14 protein-coding genes are annotated in these 14,739 nt (G+C 73.7%); 4 read left to right on the forward strand and 10 right to left on the reverse strand.

Going from position 1 to position 14,739, the window contains the following annotated elements; genetic code table 11:
- Positions 1–231: 231 nt before the first annotated feature.
- Together ACZ56V_RS02575 and ACZ56V_RS02580 are read left to right on the forward strand one after the other, a co-directional pair.
- On the forward strand, positions 232–1,143 hold the full coding sequence (locus ACZ56V_RS02575; protein WP_468938640.1) for a class I SAM-dependent methyltransferase: 912 nt from the start codon (positions 232–234) through the stop codon (positions 1,141–1,143).
- 134 nt (positions 1,144–1,277) lie between these two features.
- On the forward strand, positions 1,278–2,291 hold the full coding sequence (locus ACZ56V_RS02580) for a class I SAM-dependent methyltransferase (protein WP_467380579.1): 1,014 nt from the start codon (positions 1,278–1,280) through the stop codon (positions 2,289–2,291).
- Here ACZ56V_RS02580 and ACZ56V_RS02585 read toward each other — a convergent pair.
- Positions 2,276–2,926 carry a TetR/AcrR family transcriptional regulator gene (locus ACZ56V_RS02585; protein WP_467380578.1) on the reverse strand — a complete coding sequence of 217 codons (651 nt, stop codon included), beginning with the start codon at positions 2,924–2,926 and terminating at the stop codon, positions 2,276–2,278. The genes ACZ56V_RS02580 and ACZ56V_RS02585 overlap by 16 nt on opposite strands.
- An 81-nt stretch (positions 2,927–3,007) precedes the next feature.
- On the opposite strand from ACZ56V_RS02585, the gene ACZ56V_RS02590 reads away from it, so the two are divergent.
- Positions 3,008–4,450 carry an FAD-dependent oxidoreductase gene (locus ACZ56V_RS02590; protein WP_468939348.1) on the forward strand — a complete coding sequence of 481 codons (1,443 nt, stop codon included), beginning with the start codon at positions 3,008–3,010 and terminating at the stop codon, positions 4,448–4,450.
- A gap of 46 nt (positions 4,451–4,496) precedes the next feature.
- Here ACZ56V_RS02590 and ACZ56V_RS02595 read toward each other — a convergent pair whose 3' ends face one another.
- The gene (locus tag ACZ56V_RS02595; protein ID WP_467380576.1) at positions 4,497–6,077 is read right to left on the reverse strand and encodes an acyl-CoA mutase large subunit family protein; all 1,581 of its coding nucleotides are present in this window, start codon (positions 6,075–6,077) and stop codon (positions 4,497–4,499) included.
- A gap of 265 nt (positions 6,078–6,342) precedes the next feature.
- On the opposite strand from ACZ56V_RS02595, the gene ACZ56V_RS02600 reads away from it, so the two are divergent.
- The gene (locus ACZ56V_RS02600) at positions 6,343–7,173 is read left to right on the forward strand and encodes a L,D-transpeptidase family protein (RefSeq protein WP_467380574.1); all 831 of its coding nucleotides are present in this window, start codon (positions 6,343–6,345) and stop codon (positions 7,171–7,173) included.
- A 218-nt stretch (positions 7,174–7,391) separates the two neighbouring features.
- On the opposite strand, the gene ACZ56V_RS02605 is transcribed toward ACZ56V_RS02600, so the two are convergent.
- The 8 genes from ACZ56V_RS02605 to ACZ56V_RS02640 all read right to left on the reverse strand — a co-directional run bounded on the left by ACZ56V_RS02605 (position 7,392) and on the right by ACZ56V_RS02640 (position 14,695).
- Complete coding sequence (locus ACZ56V_RS02605; RefSeq protein ID WP_468938646.1) at positions 7,392–8,567, reverse strand: hypothetical protein; 1,176 nt, start codon at positions 8,565–8,567, stop codon at positions 7,392–7,394.
- Positions 8,567–9,229 carry an RNA polymerase sigma factor gene (locus ACZ56V_RS02610; RefSeq protein ID WP_356370821.1) on the reverse strand — a complete coding sequence of 221 codons (663 nt, stop codon included), beginning with the start codon at positions 9,227–9,229 and terminating at the stop codon, positions 8,567–8,569. The genes ACZ56V_RS02605 and ACZ56V_RS02610 overlap by 1 nt, the downstream gene beginning before the upstream one ends.
- Before the next feature lie 375 nt (positions 9,230–9,604).
- Positions 9,605–10,495, reverse strand: a complete 891-nt coding sequence (locus ACZ56V_RS02615) for a hypothetical protein (protein WP_468938650.1) — start codon at positions 10,493–10,495, stop codon at positions 9,605–9,607.
- Positions 10,492–11,109 carry an RNA polymerase sigma factor gene (locus ACZ56V_RS02620; protein WP_467380568.1) on the reverse strand — a complete coding sequence of 206 codons (618 nt, stop codon included), beginning with the start codon at positions 11,107–11,109 and terminating at the stop codon, positions 10,492–10,494. Before ACZ56V_RS02620 ends, ACZ56V_RS02615 begins: the two co-directional genes overlap by 4 nt.
- A gap of 96 nt (positions 11,110–11,205) precedes the next feature.
- Positions 11,206–11,628 carry a hypothetical protein gene (locus tag ACZ56V_RS02625; protein WP_467380567.1) on the reverse strand — a complete coding sequence of 141 codons (423 nt, stop codon included), beginning with the start codon at positions 11,626–11,628 and terminating at the stop codon, positions 11,206–11,208.
- Positions 11,629–11,791: 163 nt separating this feature from the next.
- Positions 11,792–12,349 (reverse strand): hypothetical protein, encoded by a 558-nt coding sequence (locus ACZ56V_RS02630; protein ID WP_468938653.1) that lies wholly within the window; start codon positions 12,347–12,349, stop codon positions 11,792–11,794.
- Between the two features lie 87 nt (positions 12,350–12,436).
- Positions 12,437–12,997, reverse strand: a complete 561-nt coding sequence (locus ACZ56V_RS02635; protein WP_398912401.1) for a hypothetical protein — start codon at positions 12,995–12,997, stop codon at positions 12,437–12,439.
- Between the two features lie 132 nt (positions 12,998–13,129).
- Positions 13,130–14,695 (reverse strand): beta-N-acetylhexosaminidase, encoded by a 1,566-nt coding sequence (locus ACZ56V_RS02640; RefSeq protein WP_468939351.1) that lies wholly within the window; start codon positions 14,693–14,695, stop codon positions 13,130–13,132.
- Positions 14,696–14,739: the final 44 nt, after the last annotated feature.

Genomic DNA, 14,739 nt, shown 5'->3' on the forward strand with positions numbered 1-14,739 from the left:
TTGAGCGCCGGAAAGCGCCGCCGGATGAACATCGGCGACATGTGCGTGACCCCCCGGTGAACGCCGGGAGCCGCCATCGTCCGGTCATCCGGCGTTCCGCAGAAGTTCGCCCCATGGCCCGTTCCGGGAGCTGCGTTTCGGGTGCCGGGCGTCCCTAGTCTGGCCTCACCCACCCCACTGGCGTTCCACGCACCCACGTTCACTTCCGTGACGGATAGAGGTCGTTGACCCATGAACAGCCGTACCCTGCTCCGCAGTTCCGCCGGCCGGCGCCTGCTGCGTCCCGTCGCCGATCTCATCGATCAGCGCATCGAGCGGCGGATCCGCGCCGCGGAGTCCCGCAGACCTCCGGTGCCCGACCCCGAGGTGACCAAGAAGCAGCAGCTCACCTTCGAGCTGCTGGTCGGCTCCTCCGGCCGTGGCATCTCCCGGACGGTGGCCGAGGGGTCCCTGGAACGGCTGCACCGCGAGGTCGCGGCCCTCGCCGGGGACCGGGTGGCGGCCGAGCGCAACGTGGCCACCGCGTACCGGCTCCTGATCGCGCTGGAGTCGTTGGGCGTGGGCCGGGTCGCGGGCGGCACCATGAACATCTGCGGCAAGCTCGCCTCGATCCCGCTGCTCGGCCCGCCGAACGACGAGGTCCTGGAGATAGGCACGCTGTACGGCATGTTCTCCGCCGGTCTGGTGCGGATGCTGGAGCGCGACGGGCGCAGCCCGGCCCTGACCATCGTGGACCCGTTCGCCGGTGTGCAGCTCCAGCCCGGCACCACCGTGCGCCCCGACCCGACGGGCACGCCGGTGGACGAGCGCGCGGTGCGCACCAACCTCGCCCTGGCCGGTCCGGCCGGTGCGGCGGCCCGCGTCCGGCAGGGGTTCTCCGAGGACCCCGAGACCCGTGCGGCCGTCTCCGACCGCTCCTACGCCGTGATCGTCGTCGACGGCGACCACTCGGCGAAGGGGGTGCGCCAGGACCTCCGGTGGGCCGAGGAGATCGCCGCGCCCGGCGCGATCGTCGTGCTGGACGACTTCGGCGACCCGAGCTGGCCGGGCATCGAGGAGGCGCTCGACGAGCACCTGAAGGACGACACCCGGTTCACCTACCTCGGGAAGGCCGCCCACTCCGCCTTCCTGCGGGCCTCCTGACGGCTTCCCGAGGGCTCCCCGAGCGGGCTGCGCAGGGTGGCGACCGGGACACATTGAGCGATACGTGCGATTTTCTGACCGTCGGATCGCGCGTGCCGACTCCATTTCCGGGGTCGAGGATGCATCCTCGCCTCATGGCCACTGCGCAAGTCACGCACGAGTACCCCGGTGAGCTGAACGACGTCCCCGGCTGGTTCTGGCCGCTCGACCAGGTGCTGTTCTCCTGGTTCCTTGAGCGGCAGGAGCGGCTGGACACCCGCGGCGACCTGCTGGAACTGGGCGCCTACCTGGGCAAGAGCGCGATCCTGCTCGGGCACCGGCTGCGGGACGGCGAGACGCTCACCGTCTGCGACCTGTTCGGGGCCGAGCCCCCGGACGCGGCCAACCGGGCGGAGGCGGCGAAGTCGTACTCCTCGCTGACCCGCCAGGCCTTCGAACGCAACTACCTCTCCTTCCACGACACCCTGCCGACGATCATCCAGGCGCCCAGTTCCGCGGTCGTGGACGAGGTCGCGCCGGGCAGCTGCCGCTTCGTCCACATCGACGCCTCGCACCTGTACGAGCACGTCGAGGGCGACATCGGCGCGGCCAGGGAGCTGCTGGGGCCCGACGGCATCGTCGTCCTGGACGACTTCCGCAGCGAGCACACCCCGGGCGTCGCCGTCGCGGCCTGGGAGGCGGTGCTCAACCGCGGACTGCGCCCGGTCTGCCTGAGCAGCCAGAAGCTGTACGGCACCTGGGGCGACCCGGAGCCCGTGCAGGAGGAGCTGCTGGCGGCGCTGCGCGGGCGCGACGACATCGCCGTGACCGTGGAGCGGGCCGCGGGGCACCGGCTGGTGCGGACCCGCGCCAGGGGCAAGCGGCTGCGGCCGCCCTCGCTGCCGTCCTCGCGGCACCCGGCGCCCGCACCACCGGCGGCCGCCCCGGCACCGGGCGCGGGCCGGCCGGGGACCGCACCGGTGCCGGGGCAGACCGCGCAGCCCCGTCCGGCGGCCCGTGCGGCTCGTGCTTCGGCCCCGCGGGAGCGCACCCGGCGGCTCGCTCTGGACCTGCTGCCGCCTCTCGTCACGCGTGCGGTGCGCCGGTACCGGGCGGCACAGCGGGCGAAGGCGGGCCGGGCGGCGGGGGCGGCTCAGTCGCGGCCGTAGGTCGCGGCGACGCCCTCGATGACCAGCGCCAGCGACTCCTCGAAGTGCCGGTCGTAGTCCGTGAAGATCTCCGCGCCCGCCGCGGCCGTCAGAGGGTAGTCGGCCAGCAGGCGGGCGCGTTCCGCCACGTCGAAGCCCTCCCGGCGCTCGCCGGGCAGCGGCTCGACGCCCTGCTCCTCGGTGACGAAGCCGAGCGTGAACATGTACGTCGTCGTGGTCGCCCGCACCGCCTGCGCGAGGGTGAACCCGGTGGCGGTGAACAGCCGCAGGGTGCCCTCCATGTACTCGGCGTGCACCGCGCCGGTGAAGCGTGAACCGCTGAACACCTTGGCGCCGTCGCGATAGGCGAGCAGGGAGGCGCGCAGGCCGCGGTTGGCCTTGAGCAGCCGTTCCCGCCAGGTGTCGGCCGGGTCGAGGGGGGTCCCGGCGAGCATCCGCCGGTACATCTCGGTGGCCATCTCGTCGAGCAGGGCCTGCTTGTCCTTGAAATGCCAGTAGAGGGCGGGCGCCTTGACGTCCAGCTCCCTGGCGATGGTCCGCAGGCTCAGGCCGTCGAGGCCGACCTCGTTCAGCAGTTTCAGCGCCGTGTCCGCGACCCGTCGGCGGTCGAGGGGGGCGCGTCGTTCCGTACTCACGCTTGACAGCTTAACGGCGTTAAGTCCATCCTCGAACCCACACCGGACTTAACGTTGTTAAGGAGAGTTGCCGTGAATGTCATGGATACGCACGCCCTGGACGCGGATGTGCTGGACACGGACGTACTGATCGTCGGCGCCGGCCCCACCGGACTCACCCTCGGTGTCGACCTGGCCCGGCGCGGCGTGGACGCGCTGGTCCTGGAGGGCGCCGGGGAACTGTTCCCGGGCTCACGGGGCAAGGGTTTCCAGCCCCGCACCATGGAGGTCTTCGACGACCTCGGCGTCGTCGACGCGCTCCACGCGGTGGGCGGCCCCTACCCGATCGGCATGATCTGGCGGAACGGCGAGCGGGTCGGCGAGCACCACATGTTCGACCCGGCCGAGCCGAGCGAGGACTCGCCGTACAACAGGGCGTGGATGGTGCCGCAGTGGCGCACGCAGGAGATCCTGGCCGCGCGGCTCGCGGAACTGGGCGGCAAGGTCGCCTTCCGCCACGAGGTCGTCGGTGTCACGCAGGACGGGGACGGCGTCACCGCGCACCTCTCCTCGGGCGGGACGGTGCGCGCCCGCTACCTGGTCGCGGCGGACGGCGGCCGGTCGGCGGTGCGCCGCGCGCTGGGCATCGGCATGACCGGCGAGACCGTGGACCCGAGCCCGACGCTGGTGGCGGACGTCCGGATCAGCGGCCTGGACCGCGACAACTGGCACGTCTTCCCGCCGCACCAGGACGTCGGCCTCCTCGCCGTCTGCCCGCTGGCCGGCACCGAGGACTTCCAGGTGATGGCGCGGTTCCCGGAGGGCGCGGACCTGGACACCTCGGCGGACGGCGTCCGCAAGGTCGTCGCGGAGCGCTCGCACATCGCCGCCGAGGACGTGACCGAGGTCCGCTGGGTCTCCGACTTCCGGCCGCGGGCGGCGCTGGCCGACCGTTTCCGCGCGGGCCGGGTCTTCATCGCCGGCGACGCGGCGCACGTGCACTCCCCCGCGGGCGGCCAGGGGCTCAACACCAGCGTCCAGGACGCCTACAACCTGGGCTGGAAGCTGGGCGCGGTGCTGAAGGGCGACGCCCCCGCCGCGCTCCTGGACAGCTACGAGGAGGAACGGCGTCCGATCGCCGCGCAGATGCTCGACCTGTCGACCGCCGTCCACCGCGGCGAGGTGCGGCGCGGCGGGGCGACCCGGCAGCTGGGCATCGGGTACCGGGACTCGTCGCTGACGGTGGAGACGCGGGGCACCGTCGGCGAGGAGGCGATACGGGCCGGCGACCGCGCGCCCGACGGGAGGGTGGACGACGTCCGCCTCTTCGACGCCTTCCGGGGACCGCACTGGACACTGCTGGCGCTGGGCGTCGACGCCCCCGGCGACGGCGTGGGAGAGGCGGTACGGGTGGTGCGCGGGGGCGCGCACGGGGCGTACGGGACGGGGCTGTTCCTCGTACGGCCGGACGGGTACGTCGGATGGTCCGGCGACACCCCGGAGGGCCTCGACGCCTATCTGGGCCGGTTCGGACTGGACGCCTGACTCCCGAACCGGGCCCCGTCCGGCTCAGCCGTCGCCGTCGCGACGCTCAGAAGGCGTCCGAGGGTACATACGTGCCCCAGACCTCCCGCAGCGCGTTGCACACCTCGCCGACGGTGGCGCGGGCGCGCAGGGCGTCCTTCATGGGATAGAGGACGTTGTCCTCGCCCTCGGCGGCCTTCTTCAGGGCGGCCAGGGCCGAGTCCACCGCCGCCTGGTCGCGCTCCGCGCGGAGCCTGGCCAGGCGGTCGGCCTGCTGGGCCTCGATGGCCGGGTCGACGCGCAGCGGCTCGTAGGGCTCCTCCTCGTCGAGCTGGAAGCGGTTGACGCCGACCACGACCCGCTCGCCGGAGTCGGTCTCCTGGGCGATGCGGTAGGCGGAGCGCTCGATCTCGCTCTTCTGGAAGCCGTGCTCGATGGCGTTGACCGCGCCGCCGAGCTCCTCGACCTTGTCCATCAGTTCCAGGGCGGCCGCCTCGACGTCGTCGGTCATCTTCTCGACGACGTAGGAACCGGCGAAGGGGTCGACGGTCGCGGTCACGTCCGTCTCGTAGGCGAGGACCTGCTGGGTGCGCAGGGCCAGGCGCGCGGACTTGTCGGTGGGCAGCGCGATGGCCTCGTCGAAGGAGTTGGTGTGCAGGGACTGCGTGCCGCCGAGGACCGCGCCCAGGCCCTGCACGGCGACGCGGACCAGGTTCACCTCGGGCTGCTGGGCGGTCAGCTGCACACCCGCGGTCTGGGTGTGGAAGCGCAGCATCAGCGACTTGGGGTTCTTCGCGCCGAACTCCTCCTTCATCACCCGCGCCCAGATCCGGCGGGCCGCGCGGAACTTGGCGACCTCCTCCAGGATCGTCGTACGGGCCACGAAGAAGAAGGAGAGGCGGGGCGCGAAGTCGTCCACGTCCATCCCGGCCGCGACCGCGGTGCGCACGTACTCGATGCCGTCGGCGAGGGTGAAGGCGATCTCCTGCGCGGGAGACGCGCCCGCCTCGGCCATGTGGTAGCCCGAGATCGAGATGGTGTTCCACTTCGGGATCTCGGCCTTGCAGTACTTGAAGATGTCCGCGATCAGCCGCAGCGACGGCTTGGGCGGGAAGATGTACGTCCCGCGCGCGATGTACTCCTTCAGCACGTCGTTCTGGATCGTGCCGGTGAGCTGGTCGGCGCTCACGCCCTGCTCCTCGGCGACGAGTTGGTAGAGCAGGAGCAGCAGGGAGGCCGGGGCGTTGATCGTCATCGACGTGGAGACCTTGTCCAGCGGGATCCCGCCGAACAGCACACGCATGTCGTCGATGGAGTCGATGGCGACGCCGACCTTGCCGACCTCGCCGCTGGCGATCGGGGCGTCGGAGTCGTGGCCCATCTGGGTGGGCAGGTCGAAGGCGACCGACAGGCCCATGGTGCCGTTGGCGATCAGCTGCTTGTAGCGGGCGTTGGACTCGGTCGCCGTGCCGAAACCGGCGTACTGGCGCATCGTCCACGGACGGCCGGTGTACATCGACGGGTAGACGCCCCGGGTGAAGGGGTACTTCCCGGGCTCGCCCAGCTTCTCGGCCGCGTCCCAGTCCGCCAGGGCGTCGGGCCCGTAGACCGGTTCGATGGGCAGCCCGGACTCGGACTCGCGCGTCATGGTGTGTCGCCTCCCGCTGAGCACATGGTCGAACTGGTCGGACCACCCGTCATTTACTCGCCAGTACAGGCCCGTCCTTCGACGGACTGTATCCGCGCGCGTGCAGCCGGTGGAGAGGCGCACGCTGGGACCTTCCTCACAGCCTCGATGCGGTCCCGGTCACAACGATGCCGTGCCGTTCGCGGCGCGTCATCCGCGGGAACAACCTAGGGGACGTCGGTGCGGGACCGTGAGACGACGGGGGGCCGTGGTGCGTATGGCGGGCATGGGGAGCACGGGGCGGACGGTCGCCGTCGCGCTGGTGGCCGTACTGGCGGCGGGCGGCTGCACCGTGCAGGGCACGGGGCCGGACGGCAAGGGGCACGCGCCGGTGCGCATAGACGTCACCACCGGGGCCCCGTCGAAGAGCGCGCCGCCCGGGGGCCGCCGGTCACCCGGCGCGCCGTCGGCCGGGACAAATGCCGCCAGGGTGCTGTGGAAGCGGGGCGACACCGGCCGGGACGTCCGTGAGCTGCAGGCCAGGCTGCGCCAGGTCGAGTGGCTCGTGGACGGGCCGACCGGGACGTACGACGACCTGACCGAGCGTGCCGTCAGCGGCTTCCAGGGCAAGCGCGGGCTGCCGCGGACCGGCCGGACGGACACCGTCACCTGGCAGCGGCTGCTCGGGATGTCGCACGAACCGGGCACGTGGGAGCTGTACCTGATGGGCGGCCAGCCCGCCGCCGCGCCCGACCCGCGCTGCACGTCCGGCCGGGTGCTGTGCATCAGCAAGTCGAGCCGGACACTGCGCTGGATGATCGACGGGCGGACGGTGTCGACGATGTCCGTGCGCTTCGGTTCGCAGTACACGCCGACCCGGGAGGGCGTCTTCCGGGTCTACTGGAAGTCCCGCCACCACGTCTCGACGCTCTACGACTCGGCCATGCCGTACGCCATGTTCTTCAGCGGCGGCCAGGCCGTGCACTACTCCTACGACTTCGCGGCCCGCGGTTACGCGGGTGCCTCGCACGGCTGCGTCAACGTGCGGGACGAGGCGGCGATCGCGGATCTGTACGCGCAGGTGAGGAACGGCGACAAGGTCGTCGTGTACCGGTGAGGCGGCAGGACGGCGACACCGCCGTACGGCGAAGGGGCGCGGGCGGGACCGGGGGAACGTGTCCCGCCCGCGCCGATGTGCACGAGCCGCAGGTACGGGGGGAACCCCGGCTCGGTGCGAAAGCCGATGACCAGTCGGCTCACTCATTACTGCGCCACGGCGGCCGAAAGTGTCACACCCACCGGCGAGGAAATTCCCGACCTGCGCGAAAGCGCAGGTCAGGCGGTACTCGCGGGGGACGAGGCGTGGGGCACGTAGACGGGCTGCCGTTGCGGCCGGGGCTCGTAGGCCGAGGGGGTGTGGGTGCGGTGAGGGCGGGCGGGGCGGTGGGGATCGCGGGTGGGCGGGGCTATGTCGGGCTCGGCGTCGTCCCCGTCGCCGTTGCCGCCGTCGTCACCGTCGTCGCCCTGGTCTCCGTGGTCGCCCTTCTTCCCGCCGTTGCCCTGGCCGCCGTTGCCCTTGTCGCCTTTGTCACCCTTGTTGCCCTTGTCGTTCTTGCCGTTCTCGTTGCCCTTGTCGCTCTTGTCGCCGTTGCCGGTGTCCCCGCGCAGCTCGCCCTCGTGGGTCGGCTCCGCCGAGGCGCCGCCGTGGTCGCCGCCGTCCCGGCCGCCGCCGTCGGTTCCGGCGAGGAGGCCGCCGCAGTACTTCACGACCCGCGAGGCTCCCCCGGCCGCCTCCTTCAGCGCGCGCCGGTGGGCGGCGTCGAGTTCCTTGCCGGCGCGCACCTTGCGGCAGGACGCGGTGAGGCCCGACCGCCGTCCGTCCGAGCCGTCCGCGTCCCGGTCGTCGGCGTCGCGGCTCCCGGGCTCGCCGTCCTTCCGTGCGGTGCCGCCGGCGGGCGCGCCCGGGGTGGTGCCGGGCGCCGCGCCGCCCCGCACGCCCTCCAGCGGTGAGGGCCGTGCGGTCGGACGGCTGGGCGAGACCGCGGCCGAGACGGTGGCGGCGGGTTCCGGTCGGGTGCCGTCGAACGGCGTCGGCAGCACTCCGGTTCCGGCCGCCGCCACGCCGCCGATCATGCCGACGGTCAGCGCGGCGGCCAGCCCGAGGCGCAGGGTGCGGCTCCGGCGCGGACGCCGGGCCCCCTCGCCGTGCGCGCCGATGCGGACGAGACCGGCGTCGGAGGTCCGGGGAGCGGCAGCGTGCCCGAGGGCGGCCGACGCCTGGGCCGACGCGTCGGCCCGTTCGGCGCGCACCTTGCGGAAGGCGGCCAACGCGGCGGCCTCGCCGGGGAGTTCCTCACCGGCCGGCGGCGGTGGGGCGGCGAGCGCGCCCAGGGCCACGACGAGCCGTTCGGCCCGGTCGCGGGACACGGGGTCGACACCCTCCAGTGGCTCTCCGCGCAGCAGGCGCTCCGCCGTTTCGCGGTCCAGCCACTTGTCCTGCTCGTCGGCCATCACATGTCCTTCTGCGTCCGCGCACGCGTATGCGTCACACTCGCGGACGTCACCGCACGGCCGTGCGGTTCTCGCTGCGGCGGCAGGGCGTCGAGCCCGCCGCCCGATTCCGGATCGCCGCCGAGCAGTTCGGCCAGGCGCTTCAGGCCGCGGTGCGCCGCCGTGCGGACGGCGCCGGGCCGCTTGCCCAGGGTCTCGGCGGCGCTCTTGGCGTCGAGGCCCATCACCACGCGCAGGACCACCGCCTCGGCCTGGTCCTGCGGCAGCCGGGCGATGAGGGAGAGGGTGCTGCCGGTGGCCAGTGCCTCCATGGCCTCGTCCGCGGTGTCGGACTCCGCGGGCTTGCCCGTCAGCTCCGTCTCGTCGCCGCCAATCGCCGGCCGGCGGCCGCGCATGCGGATGTGGTCCAGTGCGCGGTTGCGGGCGATGCGGGCGGCCCAGCCGCGGAAGCGGTCGGCGTCGCCGTCGAACCGTTCCAGGTCGCGGGCTATCTGGAGCCAGGACTCGGAGGCCACGTCCTCGGCGTCGTGATCGCCGACGAGCGTGCGTACGTATCCCAGCAGCCGTGGGTGCACGGCGCGGTACACGGTCCGGAACGCGGTCTCGTCCCCGTTCTGTGCCGCGCGCACCGCGGCGGTCAGCTCCGCGTCGTCCCCCAGCACCGAGAAGCCTTTCTGCGCAGCCCTTCCGCGCCTCAACCGGCGCCGCTCTCGCGGACGTGGTCCTCGCCGTCGTGGTCTCTCAACTGTGGTCGCGGTGGGTCTCCCGCGACCACGTCGCGGGAGCGAGCCCCCCGCTGCATCGGCGCGAATGGCACGTTACGTCTTGAAACCGCCACTCGTCCATGTCCCTCTCGCCTTGCCGTACAAGATGCAACTAACCCGTGACGCGGTGAGGTGTGACAGAAAACGCAGTCGCGGCGCTGAAGTGAGTACGGGCCGCCGCGCGGCCCGTGCCGCGCGACGGCCGGGGCCTCTCCTGTGGGGGGTGGCGGCCCCGGCCGTTGCCTTGGCCACCGCGGTCGTCCCGGACGGGCGCTACCGGTCCCGGCCGGGGACCTGCCCCTCGGCGTTGCCGCCGCCACCGCCGCTGCCCTTGCCGCCGTTCTCCTGGTTGCCGTTTCCTTCGGCGCCGTTCCCCGCGCCGTTGTCGGGGGCGGCAGCGTTTCCTTCGGCGCCGTTTCCTGCGGCGGCGTTCCCGTCGGCGCCGTTCCCGCCGTCGGCGTTCCCGTCGGCGTTCGACGGTCCCCGTCCGGTCTCCGTGGCGGCGGGCAGGTGGGCGCAGTAGGCCTCGACGTGCTCCGCGCCGCCCGCCGCCGTGACCAGTCGCCGCCAGGCCGTGGCGTCCAGGGCACCGCCGCGTCCCTCAAGTCGTTCGTAGGCGCGGCAGTGGGCCTCGGTGTCGCCGGCGGCGGCCGGGCGGTCCGGCGACGCGGAGGCGCCGGGGCGCGTGGTGGCGGGGCCGGGAGTGGCGGCGCGCGGGGTGGCGACCGGCTGGACCGAGGCGCTGTCGGCAGTGGCGGGCGGACGGTCGCGGCGCGGGCCGCCGTCGTCCCCGGCGTCGCCGCCCCCGCCCATGGCCGCCGCGTAGGCGACCCCGCCCAGGGCGAGGCTCGCCAGCAGGACGGAGAGGGCGGTCTTCAGCGTGCGCCCCGGGTGCCGCCCGTCGCGTGGCCGCCAGTCGTCCCGCCTCCTGGTGCGCGCGGCCCGGGCCGGTTCCGCCTCCCGGGCGGCCCGGAACGCGGCCACGGCCCGCCGTTCGCCCTCGGCGTCGGCCCGCTCCCCGCGCAGCGCCGCGGCGAGCAGCGCCTCCGTGCCCGGGGCGGGCCGGGGACCGGCGTCGCGGCCGTCGCCCTCCCCGTGCCGTGCCCGCATGCCCGCCTCCGCTCCCGCTCGGTCCGCGGGGCCGCCGTCCTCGGCGCCCCTCATGTCGACTCCCCCAGCGTCCTGGGACCGTCATCCGTCACACCGTCGGTCCCCAGCTGCCGTGCCAGCCGCTTCAGTCCCCGGTACGTCGCCGTCCGCACCGCGCCCGGCCGCTTGCCGAGCACGCGCGCGGCGGAGGGACCGTCGAGACCGACGACGACCCGCAGCAGGACTGCCTCGGCCTGGTCGCGCGGCAGCGCCGAGACCAGGGCGAGCGCGGCCCGCGTGGAGAGGTCCTCCAGCACCTGGTCGTGCGTGGTGTGCGGCCCGGGCAGGTCCAGGACGTCCTGCTCCAGTGCCGTGGGCCGGGGCCGTACCTTCTGGCGGCGCAGGTGGTCCAGGGCGCGGTGCCGGGCGATCGTCGCCGTCCAGCCCCGGAAGCCGGCCCCGTCGCCCTTGAAGCGCCGCAGGTCACGGGCTATCTCCAGCCAGGCGTCCGCCGCGACGTCCTCGGCGTCCTCGCCGACCAGCCCGCGCACGTAGCCCAGCAGCCCCGGCTGCACGAGCCGGTAGGCGACCGCGAAGGCGGCCTCGTCACCTTCCTGGGCCCGCGCGACGGCCGCGCCCAGTTCCCCGTCGTACGCCTGTACGCGGCGGGGTTCCCCTCGCTGGCCCAAGAACCGTCCTCGTCCGTACCGAGTCCTGCGCGCGCTCGGGTGAGCCCGCCCCCAAGGTCATCAGCGTCGGGGCGCACAGAAGTGTCACAGGGAGTGTCAGGGGGCCGCCGTAGCGTCCCGGCACAGCAGGCGGAGCGACCCGTCCCCGGCGAAGCAGCGGCGGGCCTCGTCGATCGGGTCCCACAGGCGGCCGTCCGGGGTGCGGACCCAGTGGTCGCCACCGGTCGCCCACCACTCGCCGCCGGACTCACGCACGATCACCTCCCCGGCGTACGCGCCGAGTCCGCGCAGCGCCGTCTCCACCGCGGCGTACGGCGCCTCCTCGCGCCGGATGCCGTCGATCACCCGGTCCACGCGCCACAGACTCTGCGCCGAGTAGTCCAGACGCAGCCTCGCGCCCTCGCGCATCATGGCCACCGCGTCCGCCGCCCACCGCACCGGCCTGGCGGCGGCCGAGGGCCGGGTCTGCTGCGGGCTCGTCGTCCCGCTCGTCCATCCGCTCGTCAATCCGCTGGTCACAGTCGTCACATGGGCTATAGCGCCGTGGGGCGGGGTCGCGTCACACGTGGGAGCCGGTCGTTCCGCAACCGGCGCAGGACCGCCGCACCTCCGCCACGTCCGCCGCAACGCCGCCGCGCGTTCCCCGCACGACGGTCACAGGGGCCCGCGGTGGGTCCGGGTCTCAGCCGCGTCCCCTGGCCCGGCGGGAGACCACCGCGCGCAGCACCCGGCGCCCCTCCGTGGAGACCTCCAGCGCCGGACGGAGCCCGGCCGCGCCGCGACCGGCGAGCAGTTCCAGGACGCCGGTCTGGCGGCGCAGTTCGGCGGCGACGAGCGGGGGCAGTCCCGCCGTGCCGCTGTCGCGCGGGACGTCGGCCTCCGGGGCCGCGTCCGCCGCCGGGTCGAGCAGCCGGTGGATGCGGAGCGAGGCGACGGAGCAGGCGTCGGCCCACGTCCGCAGTGCCGGTCCCGAGCACTCGGCCGGCGCGGCCGCGAGCATGCGGCGGGCCAGGAGCACGGCCTCGTCCTCGCCGGTGGCGTCGGGGCCGGTGAGCTTGTCCCGCACCTGGGTCAGCCCCTGCGCCCAGTCGCGTCCGGGCTCGTCGGCGAGGGTCGCCCACAGAGGTCTGAGGGCCTCGTCGTCGCCGTCCAGCAGCGGAAGGCAGCGATCCAAACAAGCCAGCCCGCTCGCGGCGAGTCCGCATGCGTCGGCCCGCGCGATCAGTTCCACCAGGCTCATCGGGTCCCTCCCCGTTCCCGCCGCTTCGCCCCGCTCACCACCGCGGAGCCCGCACTGACCCTTACTGCGTGCGACGGTCCGGGAGTGTCACAGCGGCACGACGCCCAGCCGGTCGAGGAACCGGAAGAAGAGAGTTTCGGCCACCGGTCCGTCGGCGGGGTCCGCATCGCGGTCCGCGTCGGGGCCGCCCCCGTCCGCATCCGCCGCGGGGTCGTCCGACAGCACTTCGGCCAGGTCGCCCGCGCTCGCCGTGCGCCCCGCCTCGGCGGCCCAGGCGACGGCGCGCTCGGCGGCGTCCCGGGGCTCCAGGAAGTAGTCCTCCAGGGTGAGCCCGTCCCGCTCGGCGCCCAGATATCCGGCCATGGCGGTCCGCGCCAGGCAGGTCGTCCACGCCCCGCTCCCGGGCGCCGCCGCCTCCACGACCACGCAGTCGCTGTCCATCACGTACCCGAACAGCGCGGGTGCGCCGGTCTGCCCGGCCAGGTCGTTCATGTTGCCGACGTCCCCGTCGCCGCCCGCGAACTCCCACACCTGCCAGCCGTCCGGCGCGGAGCGGCGCAGGGTCATGTCCGCGGCGCCGGGCAGCGCCTCCAGCTCCGCGAGCGGCCGCTCGGCGCGGCCGACGACGAAGTACCCCCAGTAGCCCATGTCCCGGCTCCCCCCGGTGTGTCGGTTCGGCTGGGTCAAAAGACCACCACAGCCGTACGGGAGTTCGCAGCAGGATGGGGCAATCGGCGCGCCGCGACCGGGGCGGATCCGGGGCGGGACCGGGGGCCGGTGTCAGTCGAGCCGGTCCGCCAGCGACTTGAAGTCCGCCCAGGACAGTTCGGGCTTGCCGGGGTCCCACAGCTTCTGGACCGTCGCGGCCAGCGGCAGCCGGATGCCCTCGGCGACCTGGGCCTGGGTCTGGGCGTTCGGGAAGTCGCCCCAGACGGCGAAGCTGCCGCCGAGTATCTGCCGGTCGTACTTGGCGTCGACGGCCGCGGTGCCGCGCAGGACGCGCGGGGTCCACTGCTCGTAGATGCGCTCGCCGGTCGGGTAGACGAAGGTCTGCGGCTGCCCGAGCACGTAGTAGAGGAACTCGTCGTTGTAGTTGAGGACCTGGCGGCCCTCGCGCAGATACTCCGCCGGCGGGCGGGCGCCGATCTCCTTGCCCGTCCAGTAGGCGACCTTGATGTCCTTGAGCGGCTCCACGGAGGTGTCCTTGAAGAAGCCGTCGTTCCAGGCGCGCGGGGTGCGGTGGTGGGCCATGACCGTCTTGGCGCGGCCGTTGAGCCAGCCGGTGGTGAGGTCGGCGACGGTGCCGCCGGAGCCGTACGCCTTGCGGGCGGCGGCGGCCAGCGTCGGGTAGGACGCCTCGGGGTCGGGCACCACGAGCGCCTGGTACTCGTCGGCGCCGAGGTGGAACTGGGAGCCGGGGAAGAGGTCGGCGTACTCGTCGAGCAGATCGTCGACGATCTTCGCGGCCTCCGGCTTGGAGATGTCGATGGCGCCGCGGGTGGCCGTGCCCTGCGCGTTGCGCAGCTGGAGGTCGGGATGGGCGGCGATCACCGCACCGAGGTGGCCCGGCGAGTCGATCTCGGGGACGACGGTGATGTGGCGCGAGGAGGCGAGATCGATGATCTCCTTCATTTCGGCCTTGGTCAGGTGGTCGTCCGAGACGATCTCGGGGTGCGAGTCGGACTCGATGCGGAAGGCCTGGTCGTCGGAGAAGTGCAGGCCCAGCTCGTTGAACTTCAGGTCGCCCAGCTCCCGGATCCGGTCCTTGATCCAGTCGGCGCTGTAGTGCTTGCGGGCGATGTCGAGGGAGAAGCCCCGCTTCGGTTTGGCGGGCTCGTCCTTCACCACGCCCTCCGGCGCGGTGCCGCCCCCGTCCACCGCCTGCTTCAGGGTGCGGGTGCCGTAGTAGACGCCGGCCTCGGCCGGCCCGGTGACGGTGACCCGGCCGTCGCGCACGGTCATGGTGTACGACTCCGGGTTCGCGCCCTTGTCGGCCTTGACGTCCAGCACCAGGTCCCCGGCGCGCTCGTCGCCCTTCTGCCCGGCGTACGTCATGCCCAGCTCGCCGGCGATCTGCTTCCCCTCGTCGGCGAGTCCGGCGTCGGCGACGACGACCCGGTGCCCCTTCGCCGGCTGCCAGCCGGGGCCGCGGGCCGCGGTGTGCTCGCGTACGGCGGGAATGGTGCGCGGCGCCTTGGACAGGGGGTAGGAGCGGCTGGGACTCGGCGCGGCCGCCTCGCCCGACCGGGTCGCCGAACCCTGCGGGCCGTCGCCGTCGCCGTCGCCGTCGGTGGCCCAGAGGCCGACTCCCACACCGAGCGCGGCGACCACCGCGCCGGCGATCACGGCCCGCTGTCTCACCTTGTGCGCCGGTATCCGGCCTCCGTGCT

It is taken from the genome of Streptomyces sp. NPDC034099 (genome assembly GCF_055575415.1).

Bases quoted from the DNA above. Each gene is read 5' to 3' on its own strand.
- ACZ56V_RS02630 (WP_468938653.1), bottom strand. From the start codon at position 12,349: ATGAGCCTGGTGGAACTGATCGCGCGGGCCGACGCATGCGGACTCGCC.
- ACZ56V_RS02615 (WP_468938650.1), bottom strand. From the start codon at position 10,495: ATGAGGGGCGCCGAGGACGGCGGCCCCGCGGACCGAGCGGGAGCGGAG.
- ACZ56V_RS02580 (WP_467380579.1), top strand. From the start codon at position 1,278: ATGGCCACTGCGCAAGTCACGCACGAGTACCCCGGTGAGCTGAACGAC.
- ACZ56V_RS02590 (WP_468939348.1), top strand. From the start codon at position 3,008: ATGGATACGCACGCCCTGGACGCGGATGTGCTGGACACGGACGTACTG.
- ACZ56V_RS02600 (WP_467380574.1), top strand. From the start codon at position 6,343: ATGGGGAGCACGGGGCGGACGGTCGCCGTCGCGCTGGTGGCCGTACTG.
- ACZ56V_RS02635 (WP_398912401.1), bottom strand. From the start codon at position 12,997: ATGGGCTACTGGGGGTACTTCGTCGTCGGCCGCGCCGAGCGGCCGCTC.
- ACZ56V_RS02605 (WP_468938646.1), bottom strand. From the start codon at position 8,567: ATGGCCGACGAGCAGGACAAGTGGCTGGACCGCGAAACGGCGGAGCGC.
- ACZ56V_RS02575 (WP_468938640.1), top strand. From the start codon at position 232: ATGAACAGCCGTACCCTGCTCCGCAGTTCCGCCGGCCGGCGCCTGCTG.
- ACZ56V_RS02595 (WP_467380576.1), bottom strand. From the start codon at position 6,077: ATGACGCGCGAGTCCGAGTCCGGGCTGCCCATCGAACCGGTCTACGGG.